Genomic DNA, 15,108 nt, shown 5'->3' with positions numbered 1-15,108 from the left:
ATTGCCCCAGAAAAATGTTTCTCCGTCATCTTCCGTGCAGGAAAATGTGGTAGAATTAGGAAGCCATTGTGATCGCGGCCTGCGCCACGACTTCGCACGCCTCCTGCCCTGATTGTCAACACATCTCATCTCAGGTTCACAGCACGTATACCCGTCCACCAAAGGCACTGCCTTTGAATGGGCAACCGGTTCGTCTGCTACTCCATGTGCGAAGATTCCACTGTTCTCATCCCATCTGTTGCCGCAAAACGTTTGCATAATCCTTTCCTCTCCTGATTGCTCCTCATGCTCAGCGGACCAGTTCTGCACAAGAATTGTTGCGAATTATTGGCGAGACGATGGGAGGCGAAGCTGGTGCACGGCTAAGCCGACGACTGGCAATGACGTGTCGTCCCACGACTCTCTTGCGTCTCGTTCGCCAAGCCCCACTGCCTTCTTTCTCCACTGTACGAGGAGTGGGAGTGGACGAGTGGGCATGGCGCAAAGGCCAACGCTATAGGACGCTCCTGGTTGATTTGGAGGTGAAGGTAGCATGTTATGAGGGAAAAACGCTCACCAGTTGACGAACGCCAGCCTGAATCTCCTGCTCATTGATGGCTCCATAGCCAAGAACAAGACCTCCTCGCTGTGATGAACCGAGCGTCAACGCCGACAGGGGAATGATATCGAGCCCGCAGCTTGCAGCTTGTTGTGTAATCTGCTGATCGTCAAGAGTCGGCGGAAGCCACCCCATAAGATGTAAACCGGCTTGAGGAGGCTGCACGTCTATGCTCCCCCCAAGTTCCTTCTGCAACGACTCGATGAGGAGCGCTCTTCTGGCTGCATAGAGGTCGCGCATATGGCGGATATGACGCAGCAAATACCCTTTGGTCATCCAGGCTTCCAGGGTCAATTGGTCAAGAATAGGCACATGAATATGGGTATAACTACAGAGGGCGAGGAAAGGGGGGATGAGTTGGGGCGGGACGATCAGATAGCCGATGCGAAGTGCTGGAAAAAGCACTTTGCTGAACGTTCCAATGTAGATGACGCGCTGGGCGAGATCAAGCCCCTGTAAGGCATCAAGTGGTCGACCACTGAAGCGATAATCGCTGTCATAATCATCTTCGAGAATCCAGGCATTGGCTTGCTTCGCCCATTGCAGGAGGGCAACGCGTTGCGACAGATGCATGGTAATACCCGAAGGGAATTGATGCGATGGAGTGACGAAGGCCAGGCGAGCTTGTGGGTAGCGCTTTTGCCCAATTTCAACATTGATCCCTTCCGATGTCACAGGGATAGGAGCCAGTTGCGCGCCCGCGTTGAGGAGCGCGTGTTGTGCTCCTAGATAGCCTGGATTTTCCATCCAGGCAAGATCACCTGGGTTCAGGAGGAGGCGCGCTGCCAGATCTAATGCTGTCTGCGCTCCTGGCACAATAATGACCTGCTCGGTCTGGCAATGTACGCCTCGTGTGATGCTCGCATGGATAGCGATCGCTTCACGGAGCGGGTAATAGCCCGCGATCTCCTGATAATTGGCCATGTTTCTGGGCATAGATCGTGCGCAGTGAGCCGCGATCTGGTTCCACTGTGGAAAGGGAAATGCACGTAGGTCTGGGGTGCCCGTGTGAAAAGCACGTGGGGGCGTCGGTCGACGATAGGTCTGGATGGAGGACTCAGGTGCCTGGCGCGTTAAATCCTCTCCCAGGTGAGACAAGAGGAGAGGGGCGTGTGTGCTTTCGTCGGGAGCTGTGTTTCTCTGTGGAGCCCCTTTGGGAAGGGAAAAGGTCTCAGGAAGGTCGCGCGCCACCCTGGTCCCCTGCCCGACCCTTCTTTCGATATAGCCTTCGGCACAGAGTTGTTCATAGGCATTGTTCACTGTATTCAGAGAAATACCTAATTCGCTTGCCAGAGCCCGTGTTGATGGGAGGACCTGACCTGGTTGCAATTGACCACTGAGGATGGCATGACGCAGTCGATCATACAACTGGCGATGCAATGGCATCGTAAAGGTGCGATTGAGGGCAAGATCTGCTATGTTTTGAAGGGCGTGTCGTCTTTTTGCCATGCTTGAAAAGGAAGCCTCCAGCAATGATACCATGAAATTTGCAAAAATGACTCTTGAAGGGGCTCTCTTTCTAGACTATGCTTCCTGCAAAGGTCAGCACACGTTTTGACTGCAAGGTTTCTTAGTAGGTAGAGATTGCTGAGATTGTGAGTGCACATCAATGCATGTGCATTCTGCAAGGATATGCACATCGAACTGGTGAGCCTTTGATTGGTAACAGAGACGTTGATGATATTCTATTGAATTTCCATAGAATGCTTCTCCAAGGCTTTCCAACGCACATCAGAATATATATTTCGACATCATAAGCCCGACTTACGGGCTACGAAGGAGGAGGTTCAGTATGAAGATTGTGGTTATTGGCGGCAGTGGACTCATCGGAAAAAAGCTTGTGAACACGCTTCGTGAATTTGGCCATCAGGTCGTGGCGGCATCACCTAGCACAGGCGCCAACACCATCACTGGCGAGGGGTTAGCTCAAGCGCTTGTTGGCGCTCAGGTGGTCGTCGACGTGGCGAACGCGCCTTTTAGGAAGGTAGGAGATCTTGGACGTCTATGAGGCGGTCACGAGCCGACGGGCAGTGCGCGCATTTACCGACCGGCCTATCCCGAAGGAGGTGCTGGAGCGCGTGCTGTCCGCCGCGGCTTGGTCGCCGTCCGGATCGAACCTCCAGCCGTGGCACGCCTACGTGCTGACCGGCGCGCCGCTGGCCGAGCTCAAGAAGCGCGCTGGCGAGCGTGTGGCCGCAGGCGACCCCTGGGACGAGGAGGAGTACGAGATGTACCCGCCCGCACTGAAGTCCCCGTACCACGAGCGCCGATCCGGCTTCGGCAAGCAGCGCTACGGCGCACTCGGTATCTCGAGCGAGGACTGGGAGGCGCGCCAGAGAGCCGCTGCCGCGAACTGGGACTGTTTCGGCGCGCCCGCCGCCCTGTTCTGCTACATCGACCGCGACATGGGCCCGCCCCAATGGGCCGACGTCGGCATGTATCTGCAGACGGTCATGCTGCTGCTCCGCGCCGAAGGGCTGCACAGCTGTACGCAGATGGCGTGGGCGAAGTATCACAAGACCGTCGCGGAGATCCTATCACCCCCGGACGAGCTTATCCTCTTCTGCGGCATGTCGATCGGGTTCGAGGACGTCACAGTGAGTCAAGCCCGTCTGGGTCGGGCACCGCTCGACGAGACGGTCAGGTTCGTCGAGGGTTAGAAGGCGTTGCTCTACCAATCATGGTGAACGTTGCTGGTGACAAGAGCTGTTTACCTATCTGCAAATGAGTAGGATGTAAACTTTGGCTTTCTATGACGCAAAAATGGCACCATATCTGAAGTAAGAAGATGTTCTGCGTCGGTCGTTTTTTGGTCGGCTTATGGCTGAAATGTGCTGATCATTTGTATTGGAAAGACAAAAAAGGAGAAACCGAAATGGGAAAGCTTGATGGAAAGGTCGCGATCGTGACCGGAGCGGGGCGAGGGATAGGACGCGCGATCGCGGAGGCATACTTACAAGAAGGAGCATCAGTGACCGTAACGGCTGCGCGTGAACAGGCCGAACTCGATCAACTCGCGAAGCAGGATGGGTCTGAACGTGTGTTGGCACTGCTCGCCGATGTGACGAATCCAGAGGCATGTGAACAGGTAGTGGACCAGACCATCCAACGGTTTGGGCACGTCGATATCCTGGTCAATAACGCCGGTCGAGGCATGAAGTATGTCAATGCTTCTTTTCTGATGGAGCCCACTCGCTTTTGGGAAGCAGAGCCTGCGGCCTGGCATATGATTATAGACACGAATGTCAATGGACCATTCTATATGGCTCGTGCAGTTGTGACACGTCTGCTGGAGCAGCAGTGTGAGGGGAGCATCATTAACATCAGTATGGACTATGAAGGGATGAAACGGCGCGGTTTTTCTCCCTATGGACCGTCGAAGGCTGCGCTTGAGTCTGCCTCGGCCATCTGGGCACAGGAGCTGATTGAGGCGCGTATTCGGGTCAATATTCTGCAGCCGGGTGGCGCGACCAATACTGGTATGGTCCCGGCTTCGACGCCAGCGAATGTCCAGGCGCGTTTGCTCCAACCGGAGATCATGCAGGCTCCGGCTGTGTTTCTCGCCTCCGACGCTTCGCAAGAGCTCACCGGTCGTCGCTTGATTGCGAGGGAATGGAGTGCGGCCAATCCACAAGGCCGAGCTATTGTGGAGGGAATTGGCTAGCTCTTGCGGATCGAGAGAGCACACGACAATGCTCTGCGGGTGCCCGCATGCTTCCGGTGACTGGCTTCGTAGGAGCGACTGAGGGCCACATTGCGGAGATGTGTCTTTTTTCGGCCCGGTGGGACATTAAGCTACTGAATAGGGAAGCGCTCCATAGCTTGATTGTATGAGGGTTGAGCGTCTGCCAGTGAAAGCCGGGAGTAGATTTCTAGTGATTGGTGTGTCGAGGATGAGATACTTGGCATGGGTTGTTGCCTCATAATCCATGCAAATCGTGCACTTACTCTGTTCATCTTCTCAAACTTCGGAATTGGCTTGATATTGATCTTGTTTCCATCAATGCCCATCAGAATTGCATAGCCAGTAGACATTCGGCCTTTAATGAAGTACTCTTGCCCCTGATAACGCACCGTATCAAACTTCCGAAAACCGCCAATCTTGCCAGTGGTAATTCGTTGTTCGCTATGTCGTCCTTGGGTTTGCTGATAATCTCCATCGGCGACGCATCGCTTCTTGAGGACGACCGTTGTCTGAAAAGTGGGCATTGTACCTCGTGTGGCAATCACACAGCATCAAAGCAATGCTCCTTTGGCAAGCCTGCCAACTGACAGCGTTCTTTTGTCACAAATCCCCACGTTTCCTCTGCCTGAACCTGCCTCAGCAATTGAAGACGAATGCTATTTATCTGCGTGGCATGTTTCAAATCTCCTTATAATTGTTGTATTTCCAATATCAGAATACTGGGATTTACAGATATAAGCTTTTCAACTTGAATATCACAAACTATTGACTTACAGAAAAAAATATGGTATGTCAATTTCATTGAGGTCAAGCCAGCGCCCAACAAGTACCAAGCGAAGAAGCGAGCTCAGCCTCCTCCCAAACCCTTTGAGCCTGATGAAAGCTTTCTCGATTTTGTCGATTTGCTCGATCCTCTTTGTCTCACCCCTTACCAAAAGAATGGAGCCTAAAGTGAGATGTATTGGACTGCTGCCGGCGCCGCCTGAACTACTGAGTGAGATCACCTGCGGCGCGTTGGAGCGGCTGCTCACCTCGCAGTTGCCGCGCGAACTCGACTGGGCCGCGACCGATCTGCTGCGGGCGACCGTCGACACCGTGCCTTACGGGGCGATCCGCTCAGCACATCCCGGCATCGACGGTGAACAACTCCGGGTGGTCATGCCGACGGCCCGCGATGATGAGCAGGAGGTGGGCCCGTGACTGGGACAACAGGCAGGGTGGCATTGGTGACAGGGGCCAGCAGCGGAATCGGTGCGGCCATCGCGCGCCTTCTGGCTGCGCGAGGGATGCGCGTGGTGGTCAACTACCTCCGCAACGGCACGGCAGCCGAGGAGGTCGTGGCCAGCATCAAAGCCGCGGGCGGCCAGGCCATGGCCGTGCAGGCCGACGTGCGCGAGGCAGCGGCGGTCGAGAGCATGATCAAGCAGGTCCAGGCGGCATGGGGCGGCATCGACGTGCTCGTGCACAACGCACTCACCCCGTATGTGATCAAGCCGTTCCAGGACATGACGTGGGAAGAACTGGGCGACAAGCTCGACGACGAGATGCGTGCCGCGTTCGCGGTCACCAAAGCCGTCCTGCCCGCCATGACCGAACAGAGCTGGGGACGCATCATCTATCTCGGTACCGGTCTCAGCCGCCAGCCCCGAGAGGGCATGATCGCACTGGGCACGGCCAAGGCCGCACTGGCGCAGTTCGCCCGGTACCTCGCCCAGGAACTGGGCCCGCGGGGCATCACGGTCAACGTCGTCGAGCCCGGCCCGGTGGAGGACACCCGCATGGCGGCGGATGTGTTCGACGAGGAGCACAAGCAGCGGCAGGTGGCTGCTACTCCCCTGGGCCGCCTGGCACACCCGGGCGACGTCGCTCAAGCGGTCGCCTTCTACGCCAGCGAGGACAATGCCTTCATGACCGGCACTACGGCTGCGGTCAACGGCGGGATGTCCATGTACTGACGCCCCGCTGTCCTCCGCACACGGGGCCGGACCGCATCCGGCATACCGTCACCTCAGCACCATGGGCCGCAGCAGCCGGGCCTGCGGCACGCGCGGGCGCATGGCGGTGACACGAGAAAGGGAAATGTTCATGTACACGATCGATATTGCCTACGTCGGGCGGGGCCTGCACGAGGAACTGGTCGCCTACATCGCCGACCAGCAGGGCTACTACGCCGACGAGGGCGTCCACGTCGCACTGCGCGACGGCTGCTCCTGGGACGAGGAGCGGCTGCGCCACGGCGCCACCATCGGGCTTGGCCGGGCACTGCTGTCCCGACTGGCCAATGGCATCCCCTGGGTTGCACTTAATGTCAACACCCACCACCCTCTGTTCTGGTTCCTCGCCCGCCCCGGCCTGACCTCCCTGGCTGACCTGGCCGGCCGACGGCTGGCGGTACATGCCCCCAACACTGCACCTGGGTGCTTCGCCCGGATCGTGCTGCGCCAGATCGGCCTCGACCCGGACCGCGACATCCAGACTATCGTCCGCCCGCCCGGCGACTACGGCATGGACCTGCGCTGGCTGCACGACGGCAGGATCGACGCCGCCCTGGTTGGCAGCACCATGGCACCGGAGGCGATAGCCGCCGAGCACGGCTGGCAGGTGCTGGCCTGGGTCGGCGACTACTTCCAGATCCCCACCGTAGGCGTGGCCGTCGACCCCACCTACATCCACCCGGACGACCCCGCGGTCCAGGCCGTCGTACGAGCCCACCGGCGCGCCTTGCAGGTGATCCACAACGAACCCAACACCACGGTGCGGCACATCCAGACGTTCCTCGGCCGACACACCGCAGACGAAGCCCGAGCCCACTACGAGACGTTCATCGCACCGTATTTCACCACCGACGGCCAAGCCGACCTCACCGTCGGCGCCACCGCGATCACCGCGGTCGCCGCCGAACTCGGCGTCCCTGCCACCGTCACCGCAGCCGAGTTCTACCGCACCGCAACTTCCACACTCTAGGATCCCAGCGACGGCGACGCTGCCGAAGTTCACACAGAGACGCCCGCGGCCGCTGGGTCGGCCTCCTGCCCCACGCGCTCCCTCAGCGATCTGCCTTCTTTGATGAGATAAGCAAAAGCAATAGAAAGAAGAGAGAGTGATTCAGCGCGAAATTGCTATTCACACATGCTATATGCGCGTCGCGCCATCTCTCCCTTTCCCTCCTGTTGTTCGGCTATGTTTGCCGGGTAAGTAGCAAGCAGATATTGGAGTGAGGCTAGCACATCGCGCAGCATCCCCTTGAATGGAGAATTGACGCCAATGCGTTGCCCGGTACGGGCTGCTTCCTCTACGTCGAGCAGCATCCACTTCATCTGCTGGCTAAAACGCTCGAGTTGATGAAACTTGTCATGCTCGGGCCGGGTCGAAATGTGAGCCGCGAGCGCGGTGGCATTATCACAGATACGCTGGTTATACGTGACGAGTATGTGGAAGCGCTCAATTTCATTCTCACTGGCCCTTTGTTCGTTCAGCAGGCGCTGGAAAGCCGCCGCCGCGTTCACGTTCTGCACGTGCGCGTCTTTGCTTGCCCGCCGCACCGCTTCCAGCGCGGCCTTCTTGTCGCTGTCAGCTATAAAGGCCGCGAGAACGCTGGCAATGTATGCCCGGTTGGCCAGGATGGTGCGTCCCATTTGCTGGGGAAGACGCTCACGCTCCCACAGAGGCCAGAAGAGATAGCCAGCCAGGATGCCCATACTGCCACCAGCCAGAGTTGTGGCGATGCGGATGAAGGGCACCAGCCCGTTTCCCGGCATAATCAAGTCGAGCATTATGATAATGAAGGTCGTGAAAAACAGAATGAAGAGGGTATTATTTTTCTCCTGGTACGCAAAGCAGAAGAAAGACATGACGATCATCACTGGAAAAATGAGAAAATTTATGTGCAGGACGGTTATCAGCAGCATCCCCAGGATTGCGCCAATGATGGTTCCTAGAATCCTTTGAACTGTTTGCTCGCGCGTCGCGCCATAATCAGGCCTCAGGATAAAGAGGATGTTCAAAGCGATCCAACTACCATCGGGGATGTGCAGCAGTTTGGCGATTGCCACTGCAACGGCTGAGATAGTCGCCAGGCGCAGGGCATGACGTAAGGTAAACGAGCGCAGTGTCAGGTTGTCTTTGAAGAGCGAGACACGTTCCCGCACAACGGCATAGAGCGCCTTCCAGGAGAATTTGCCTTTGCTTGTTGCCTCGGCCTGAAGCATTTCCTGCAAGATCTCCTGGCCGTCCGATTGCGTGAGAAGATCGCGCGCCTCGCGGGTAAGCTCGCTCATACGTTTGAGCAGATTTGCCAGATTGCGCGTGTTGACGAGACGTAATGAGAGCCAGTCATGGATTAATGAGTGCTGGTGCTCGGGTTGGATCTTCAGCATGCGCGTGTTGGCGAGCGTGTAATACTCTTTCTTCAGTTGTGGAAGTGAAGCGCGCAGGACATACTCCTGCGTTTCGATGGCATACAGAGAGTGCTCCAGGGTTTCTAGCCGGAGACCCTGTTTCTTGCCTGCGATAGCGTACGCCAGTTGTTCAAGGAGCGCCGCACACTCTTCCATTACAAATGCTGACTGCTCGTCTTGATGATAGTTCTGCGTGCGCGCCACCGCCAGCTCTTCGACGAGGGCAATCACGGCTTCCATGAGAGAATCGGCCTGGAGGACGAGCATCAACAGAAGGGAATGGAAAGGATGAGCGTCCGAGCGTTGAGAGCGCTGGCCCGCAACGATCTGGTGAGCCTTATCGTGGGCCCTCTGCAAGCGTGCCCGTTCCTGCTTGACCTCCTCATTCCAATGCTGCTCCAGTTCTATATGGCAGGCCTTACGTAACAGAGCACTCACCGCCTGATAGTATCCGCTCACCGCCTGGCGTGCGGGGAGAAAGGGGCGGAAAGGCCAGAGCCAGAGAGAGATTGCCAAAGACCAGGCAGCGCCAATGATGACGGCAAGCATACGCATCCAGGCCACACCGATGCTCGCGGGCTGGCCCATAACGAGAATGAAGACGAAAATGGTGGAGAAGCCGACTTTACCAGCCAGATGGCCATAGAGACCGGCCATGCTCCCGAAAAAGGCCCAGGCGAACATGAGGAGCGTCACCAGCCAGGGATTAGCTCCCGTGATCGTCGCAACCAGGACCGTAACGGTCATGAAGACAGTTGCGCTGAACATGGATAGGGCACGGTTCTGATACTCCCCACCCACATCCGCGAAAGCGACGCCGAGCGCGCCAAGGAAGGCCATAACGCTCAACGCGAGATGAGCAGTGAGCACGCCAATGAGAATGGGTGCCACGCTGATAATAGCCATGCGCACGCCGTTCTGCCAGGCAGCGGTATCAAGGGTGATCATGGTGCGAATATGTGCATGGGTCGCGTTCCGTGCACGATCAATATTTGGCTGTAAGAAGGAGAAGAGCATAGGATTTATCATCACTTTCAGGCGCACTTTATAGGTTACAGCTCCGCAGGCTTGAGATCACACAGGCCGTCATAAATCACAAGCGGAGTTATGCAATAGTATTTATTCATATGCCTCTTTCAATAGAACCAGGAGCACGAGATTAAACATGTTCCCTTCACAATGCATCGTTTGTTTCTCTTGAGAAAACTATACCATCGCGTTTTAATACCGTCCAATATATAGTATAATATATATATAATATGTTGAATGGTATAAAAAAGGAGAGAAACGGTGGAACTCTTGCAGCTCAAATATTTCCTGGCAGTTGCACGATTGGAGCACATGACCCGCGCAGCGGAAGAGTTGGGGATTGCCCAACCACCTCTCAGCCAGACCATTGCTCGCCTGGAGGAGGAGTTGGGCGTACCTTTATTTGATCGTCTGGGACGAAACATTCACCTGAATCACTTCGGTCGGGCTTATGTCCAGCGCGTTGAGCGGATCTTCGAGGAACTTGAGCAGGGCAGGTGTGACCTCAGCGATCTCGCGAATGGCAGGCAAGGGCAGGTTGGGCTCGCGATGGATGCGGCAACCCACCTGCTTCCAGACCTGCTCAGCGCCTTTCGCAAAGATCACCCGGGAGTTCATTTTCTGCTCTCGGGGCATCACAATGCCGTCACCAGTCTGGTGCAGCAACTTGCCAGGGGAACGTGTGATCTGTGTATCTCCTCTCCTCCACTCCAACAGCCGGGTATCACCAGCATTTCCCTGCTGACCGAGGATATTTGGCTTGCTTTTCCCTCGATTCACCTGTTGGCCCGGCGCTCCCAAATTCGTCTGCAGGAGGCTGCCCAAGAAGCCTTTATCAGCATGAAGCCAGGGCACAGCTGGCGCGAGCTGACCGATAGTTTCTGCCAACAGGCTGGCTTTCGTCCCAGGATAGTTTTTGAAAGTGACGACCCATCCACAATCAGAGGATTGATCAGAGCGGAGCAAGGAATCGCTTTTGGGGCGGCGATTTCCTGGCGCGGAACAGTCGATCCAGCCGTCATACAAATACCGATTTCAGAGCCGAAGTGTCAGCGTACGATCGGACTCTCCTGGCTGACCGATCGTCGCCTCTCGATGGCTGCACAGCAATTCCGCCAATTTGTCATCGATTATTTTGCTCGCCTCTCCCTGACATGACGTAGTCGATCATACAACTGGCGATGCAATGGCATCGTGAAGGTGCGATTGAGGGCAAGATCTGCTGTGTTGTGAAGTGCGTGTCGTTTTTTTGCCATGCTTGAAAAGGAAGCCTCCAGCAAATGATACCATGAAATTTGCAAAAATGACTCTTGAAGGGACTCTCTTTCTAGAGTATGCTTCCTGCAAAGGTCAGCGATGAGGTTTCAACTCAATACCTCCGGTAGATCGTCAAATGAACCGCCTGTGTTTGCGAGGAAGGGTGTTCGCGTCTTCTCACATCTATCAATTCTGTTTCGAGATATCGGAGCAGGGAAGCAACTTCCTTCCAGGGATGGGACCATATGAAAGGGATAGCTACTGCATGGTCAGGCATCTCACTCTTCCACTCTGGAAGGCGCTCATCAAGCATATTGCTGCGCAGAAGCGAGCTGAGCAGCAACTCAAAGCCAGCGAGGAGAACTTTCGTCTCCTTGCCGAGACAGTACCACAACTCATGTGGACAGCCCAACCAGACGGCTTGCATGAGTACACGAACCAGCGCTGGCGTGACTGCACCGGGTTCGCGCCTGAACAGAGACAGAGATGGGACCATCTCCAGTTCATCCACCCTGATGATCAGGAAGGCACCCGAGCCCAATGGCAGCATGCCCTGGACACGGGAACCATGTATGAGCGCGAAGAGCGTCTCAGAAATGGCCAGAATGGAGCGTATCGCTGGTTCTTAACGCGCGCCATGCCGATGCGCGATGAAGGCGGTCACATCGTCAAGTGGTTTGGCACCAGCACCGATATCGAAGACCAGAAACGAGCGGAGCAGCAGCTCAAAGAAAGCCGGGAGAACTTGCGTGTGCTGGCTGAAACGGTGCCACAGCTGGTGTGGACGACGTCACCAGATGGCTGGGTTGAGTACTGGAATCAACGGTGGTATGACTATAGTGGTTCCTCCCCCGCACAAGCATTGGGTCATAGATGGAGTCAGTTTTTACACCCTGACGATTCTCAGCGCACCCTGAAGATCTGGCATCATGCGTGCGCCTCGGGTGAACCCTATGAGATCGAATATCGCCTCAAGGATGGACAAACGGGCGAGTATCGCTGGTTCTTAACTCGCGGGATACCGGTACGTGATGAAGGAGGCCAAATCGTCAAGTGGTTTGGCACCGCCACCGATATTGAGAATCAGAAACGAACGGAGGAAGCCTTACGCCAGAGTCAGGAGCGTATCCGCGTCCTGATCGAATCCAATATTATCGGGATTACTTCTGTCGAGATGGAAGGAGAAGTGCTCGCTGACGCCAATGAGGCGTTTCTTCGCATGACCGGTTATACCCGAGAAGAGGTGCAGAGCAGAACGTTGAACCGGGTGAAGATCACTTCCCCAGAACAAGCGCCGCTCTTCGAGCGCTCGATCCAGGAGCTCACCGCACGCGGACAGCACGCGCCCTTTGAGACCGAACTGGTATGTCAAGATGGCAGTCGTCTGCCCGTGTTGGTGGGAGGCGTTATCTTCCAGGAGCAGCCGCGCCAGATGGTCGTCTTTCTGCTGGATAATTCGGCGCGCAAGGAACTAGAACAACGCAAGGATGACTTTATCAGCATGGCCAGCCATGAACTGAGAAACCCGCTCACCGCCTTGAAGATGCAGATCCAACTGGTGCGCAAACAACTCGAAAAGCACTCCCAGCCCGAGGCGGCCACCGCGCTTGCCCGGGTGGAGGGTCCCGTCAAGCAACTGGAACGCCTGATCGCAGTGTTACTGGATGTCTCCAGGATGCAGGCAGGGAGCCTCGAGTATCGGCGGGAGCGGGTGGACCTCGACGAGGTGTTGCGGGAGGTCACCGCCACCATCCACCACCTCCATCCCAGCCATACCATCCTGGTCCGCAGGAGCGTGCAGACCAGCCTGATCGGGGATCGAGACCGGCTGGGACAGGTCTTCACCAACCTGCTCAGCAATGCCATCAAGTATTCGCCCGATGCCCAGACCGTTGAGATGGATCTCTCCGCCTCCGACGATGCGGTCACGATCCGCGTCCGCGATCATGGCCTGGGCATCCCGCGAGAACTGCGCGACAAAATTTTTGAGCGGTCCTATCGGGTCACTGATCCCAAGCGGAAAGCAATTCCGGGCCTGGGCATGGGGCTCTATATTGTGGCCGAAATCGTCAAACATCAAGGGGGAACCATCACGGTGGACAGCGCCGTTGGGAAAGGCTCGACCTTTACGGTGACCCTTCCTCTCAATGAGGGATGCCTGAGCAGTTGACGCGCGTGGCGTGCGCGTCAACTGAGATGATGATGGCGGAAGCTGTTTCGGCACGACTGCCGCCGCCATCACAAACCAGATTCTTGCGGACCCACTCGGCGTTGAATGCCCTGCCTGAATCCGGCGGCTTTGCTGCGCATCACGGCGCCTTTCTTTTGCATTCTACCTGGCTTGGGTCATGACTTTTGATGCGTCGATCAAGCGCTCGCGCAGATCGGCCAATCAAATGTGCTTATCCACCCTCGAATAGATTCAGTTGTTGCACTTGGCCCTCACAGCGTAAGTCCCATGCAGGCGGCTTGCCGCCTGCGGGAGAAGTCCACATGACTTCTACGCCACTTTGGGTCACGTGCAGCACATCGCACTCAGGATAAGCCTGTTGTTTGCTCGGAATCACTTGCCCCATCGCTCGACCCTCTCACGGTTTCTCGCCGCCCTTGATCACGCTCCCGTAGAAGCAACGATCCTAAACTGGTTAATCATCTCGATACGCACACATAACTTAACGTGCTTTTCTATATTGTTCAGCAAGCTGAATGAAAATGGCGGCAGGCCAGCTAAAGGTTGCAAATCCGAATTGCCTGGCATTATCTTCTCGCCCAGGTCGTGCTTCCCCCTTCGTTGGATCATAATATTCGTAAAATCCATTTTTGGCGATCATATCTAGTGTTCTATCCACGAGCTCTTCTCCCATTTGTCGAGCCTGAGCGCTTTGTGGGGCATATCTCATCAGGCCCTCGATTATCAAAAGATTTGTAATCGGCCATGTAGGACCTCTCCAATAACGTGTCAGTTCAAATTTAGGGCTATTGAGTGCGATACTTGGTACAGGATATGCAGGCCAGAATTGCTCGGGATCAGAAAGTCGTGTAAGTACCTTCGGGAGTTGCTCATCTGTTACTGCGCCTGCCAGGAGCGGCAGAAACATGGCATTTGTTGGCTCAATGATTGGTTCACGCCTTCCCTGCGCAACATCAATGTCACAATATTGTTGGTGTTCCTCATCCCAAGTATGGGCTAAAGCCTCTTGTGTTTGCTGTGCCCATTTATGGTATTTTGCTGCTTCATCAGTCCTCCCGACACGAGTAAGCGTGTCCGCTAATGCTTCATTTGCTCTGGCCCAAAGAGATGAAAACAGTATATCTTTAATCGCAAATGGCGATTGAGTAACAATTTTCTCGTAATCCCAGCCTAGCTTAGCAAAAAGAGCCACAAGACCCATAAAGCGGTAGTAATCTTCTTGTGTTGGTCGATGCGATGCTTTTCCTAATTTGTCATCAGTTCGATTAGCATCTACATCTTCTCTTACGGCTTGGGGAACATCGTTGAGGTTTATATGCGTATAAGAGCTATCCCAGCGAGGAGAATTGTCAGTACCGCTTTCCCAGGGATGTACGATAGTGAGTAACCCACCATCTTCTGGATCACGGTATCTTTTTAGGTAATCATGATACTTCATCACAGCAGGAAGCACTTCATCTAAAAAATCCCCTGCTGCACCATCTGGAGAATGTTTATACACGTAATCAACTGCAATACTCAGGAGAGGTGGTTGGGTAATACCTGATGTAACAATTTCGCCTCTTCGGAATTGTTCTGTATGCCATTTCCCTGCTTGCGGATAGTATCGTGTTTCCCCAGGGTTATATGTTATATGCGCGATTAAGCCATTATTCCATTGGCCTGAAACTAGCGCACGAAGTTCATCATAAGCACGTTCAGGATTGAGATGGACAAGCCCCATTGCTACTGCTGCACTGTCCCAATTCCATTGATGCACATAGAACTCTTTGGAAGGAACGGTTCTCTTATATGTTTTCTCATTAAGAGTAGTTACATAGAGATTATGCTTAAGAGCATGATCAGCTACCTTCAGCATTTCAAGCAATTTTTGCTCTCTTGATTGAGGAAAACCGCTATTAGATGGCTTAGGAGTTTTATAATGATCACTCATTCTATACAATCCTTCGTC

The 15,108-nt window shown here is 55.1% G+C and carries 11 protein-coding genes and 2 pseudogenes; 9 read left to right on the top strand and 4 right to left on the bottom strand.

Annotation, left to right across the window (positions count from 1 at the left end; translation table 11 throughout):
• Positions 1–68: 68 nt before the first annotated feature.
• A complete protein-coding gene (locus JMJ04_RS49400; protein WP_201376901.1) occupies positions 69–260 on the top strand; it encodes a transposase family protein in 192 nt (63 codons plus the stop codon).
• 275 nt (positions 261–535) lie between these two features.
• Here the strand turns inward: JMJ04_RS49400 and pdxR are convergent, their stop codons facing one another.
• A complete protein-coding gene (pdxR, locus tag JMJ04_RS45160) occupies positions 536–2,047 on the bottom strand; it encodes a MocR-like pyridoxine biosynthesis transcription factor PdxR (RefSeq protein ID WP_201376900.1) in 1,512 nt (503 codons plus the stop codon).
• Between the two features lie 343 nt (positions 2,048–2,390).
• Here pdxR and JMJ04_RS45155 point away from each other — a divergent pair.
• From JMJ04_RS45155 to JMJ04_RS45145, 3 genes and pseudogenes are all read left to right on the top strand, one after another.
• A pseudogene (locus JMJ04_RS45155) lies at positions 2,391–2,573 on the top strand (NAD-dependent epimerase/dehydratase family protein); the annotation flags it as partial.
• Between the two features lie 19 nt (positions 2,574–2,592).
• Positions 2,593–3,258 carry a nitroreductase gene (locus JMJ04_RS45150; RefSeq protein ID WP_201376898.1) on the top strand — a complete coding sequence of 222 codons (666 nt, stop codon included), beginning with the start codon at positions 2,593–2,595 and terminating at the stop codon, positions 3,256–3,258.
• 215 nt (positions 3,259–3,473) lie between these two features.
• Positions 3,474–4,262, top strand: a complete 789-nt coding sequence (locus JMJ04_RS45145; RefSeq protein ID WP_201376897.1) for an SDR family NAD(P)-dependent oxidoreductase — start codon at positions 3,474–3,476, stop codon at positions 4,260–4,262.
• A 131-nt stretch (positions 4,263–4,393) separates the two neighbouring features.
• Here the strand turns inward: JMJ04_RS45145 and JMJ04_RS45140 are convergent, their stop codons facing one another.
• Positions 4,394–4,807, bottom strand: coding sequence for a hypothetical protein (locus JMJ04_RS45140; protein ID WP_236039178.1), 414 nt, complete (start codon positions 4,805–4,807; stop codon positions 4,394–4,396).
• 427 nt (positions 4,808–5,234) lie between these two features.
• Here JMJ04_RS45140 and JMJ04_RS45135 point away from each other — a divergent pair, with 427 nt between their 5' ends.
• The 3 genes from JMJ04_RS45135 to JMJ04_RS45125 all read left to right on the top strand — a co-directional run bounded on the left by JMJ04_RS45135 (position 5,235) and on the right by JMJ04_RS45125 (position 7,247).
• Complete coding sequence (locus JMJ04_RS45135; RefSeq protein ID WP_201376896.1) at positions 5,235–5,483, top strand: hypothetical protein; 249 nt, start codon at positions 5,235–5,237, stop codon at positions 5,481–5,483.
• Entirely contained in the window at positions 5,480–6,238 is a 759-nt protein-coding gene (locus JMJ04_RS45130; RefSeq protein WP_201376895.1) for an SDR family NAD(P)-dependent oxidoreductase, read from the top strand. Before JMJ04_RS45135 ends, JMJ04_RS45130 begins: the two co-directional genes overlap by 4 nt.
• Before the next feature lie 130 nt (positions 6,239–6,368).
• Positions 6,369–7,247 (top strand): ABC transporter substrate-binding protein, encoded by an 879-nt coding sequence (locus JMJ04_RS45125; protein ID WP_201376894.1) that lies wholly within the window; start codon positions 6,369–6,371, stop codon positions 7,245–7,247.
• A gap of 155 nt (positions 7,248–7,402) precedes the next feature.
• Here JMJ04_RS45125 and JMJ04_RS45120 read toward each other — a convergent pair whose 3' ends face one another.
• Positions 7,403–9,709: an FUSC family protein gene (locus tag JMJ04_RS45120; protein WP_236039187.1), complete on the bottom strand. Its 2,307-nt coding sequence runs from the start codon at positions 9,707–9,709 to the stop codon at positions 7,403–7,405.
• A gap of 261 nt (positions 9,710–9,970) precedes the next feature.
• Between JMJ04_RS45120 and JMJ04_RS45115 the strand changes: the two genes are divergently transcribed.
• Both JMJ04_RS45115 and JMJ04_RS45110 read left to right on the top strand, forming a co-directional pair.
• Positions 9,971–10,867 (top strand): LysR family transcriptional regulator, encoded by an 897-nt coding sequence (locus JMJ04_RS45115; protein ID WP_201376892.1) that lies wholly within the window; start codon positions 9,971–9,973, stop codon positions 10,865–10,867.
• Positions 10,868–11,258: 391 nt separating this feature from the next.
• Positions 11,259–13,136 (top strand): annotated as a pseudogene (locus tag JMJ04_RS45110) (PAS domain-containing sensor histidine kinase); the annotation flags it as partial.
• 502 nt (positions 13,137–13,638) lie between these two features.
• Here JMJ04_RS45110 and JMJ04_RS45105 read toward each other — a convergent pair.
• Positions 13,639–15,090, bottom strand: coding sequence for an amylo-alpha-1,6-glucosidase (locus tag JMJ04_RS45105; RefSeq protein ID WP_201376890.1), 1,452 nt, complete (start codon positions 15,088–15,090; stop codon positions 13,639–13,641).
• Positions 15,091–15,108 lie beyond the last annotated feature (18 nt).

The sequence above is a fragment of the Ktedonobacter robiniae genome, from assembly GCF_016587375.1.
In the GTDB taxonomy this organism is placed as follows: domain Bacteria; phylum Chloroflexota; class Ktedonobacteria; order Ktedonobacterales; family Ktedonobacteraceae; genus Ktedonobacter; species Ktedonobacter robiniae.
The sequence above is the reverse complement of the archived record's forward strand: the minus strand, read 5'-3'. Positions and strand labels throughout refer to the sequence as shown.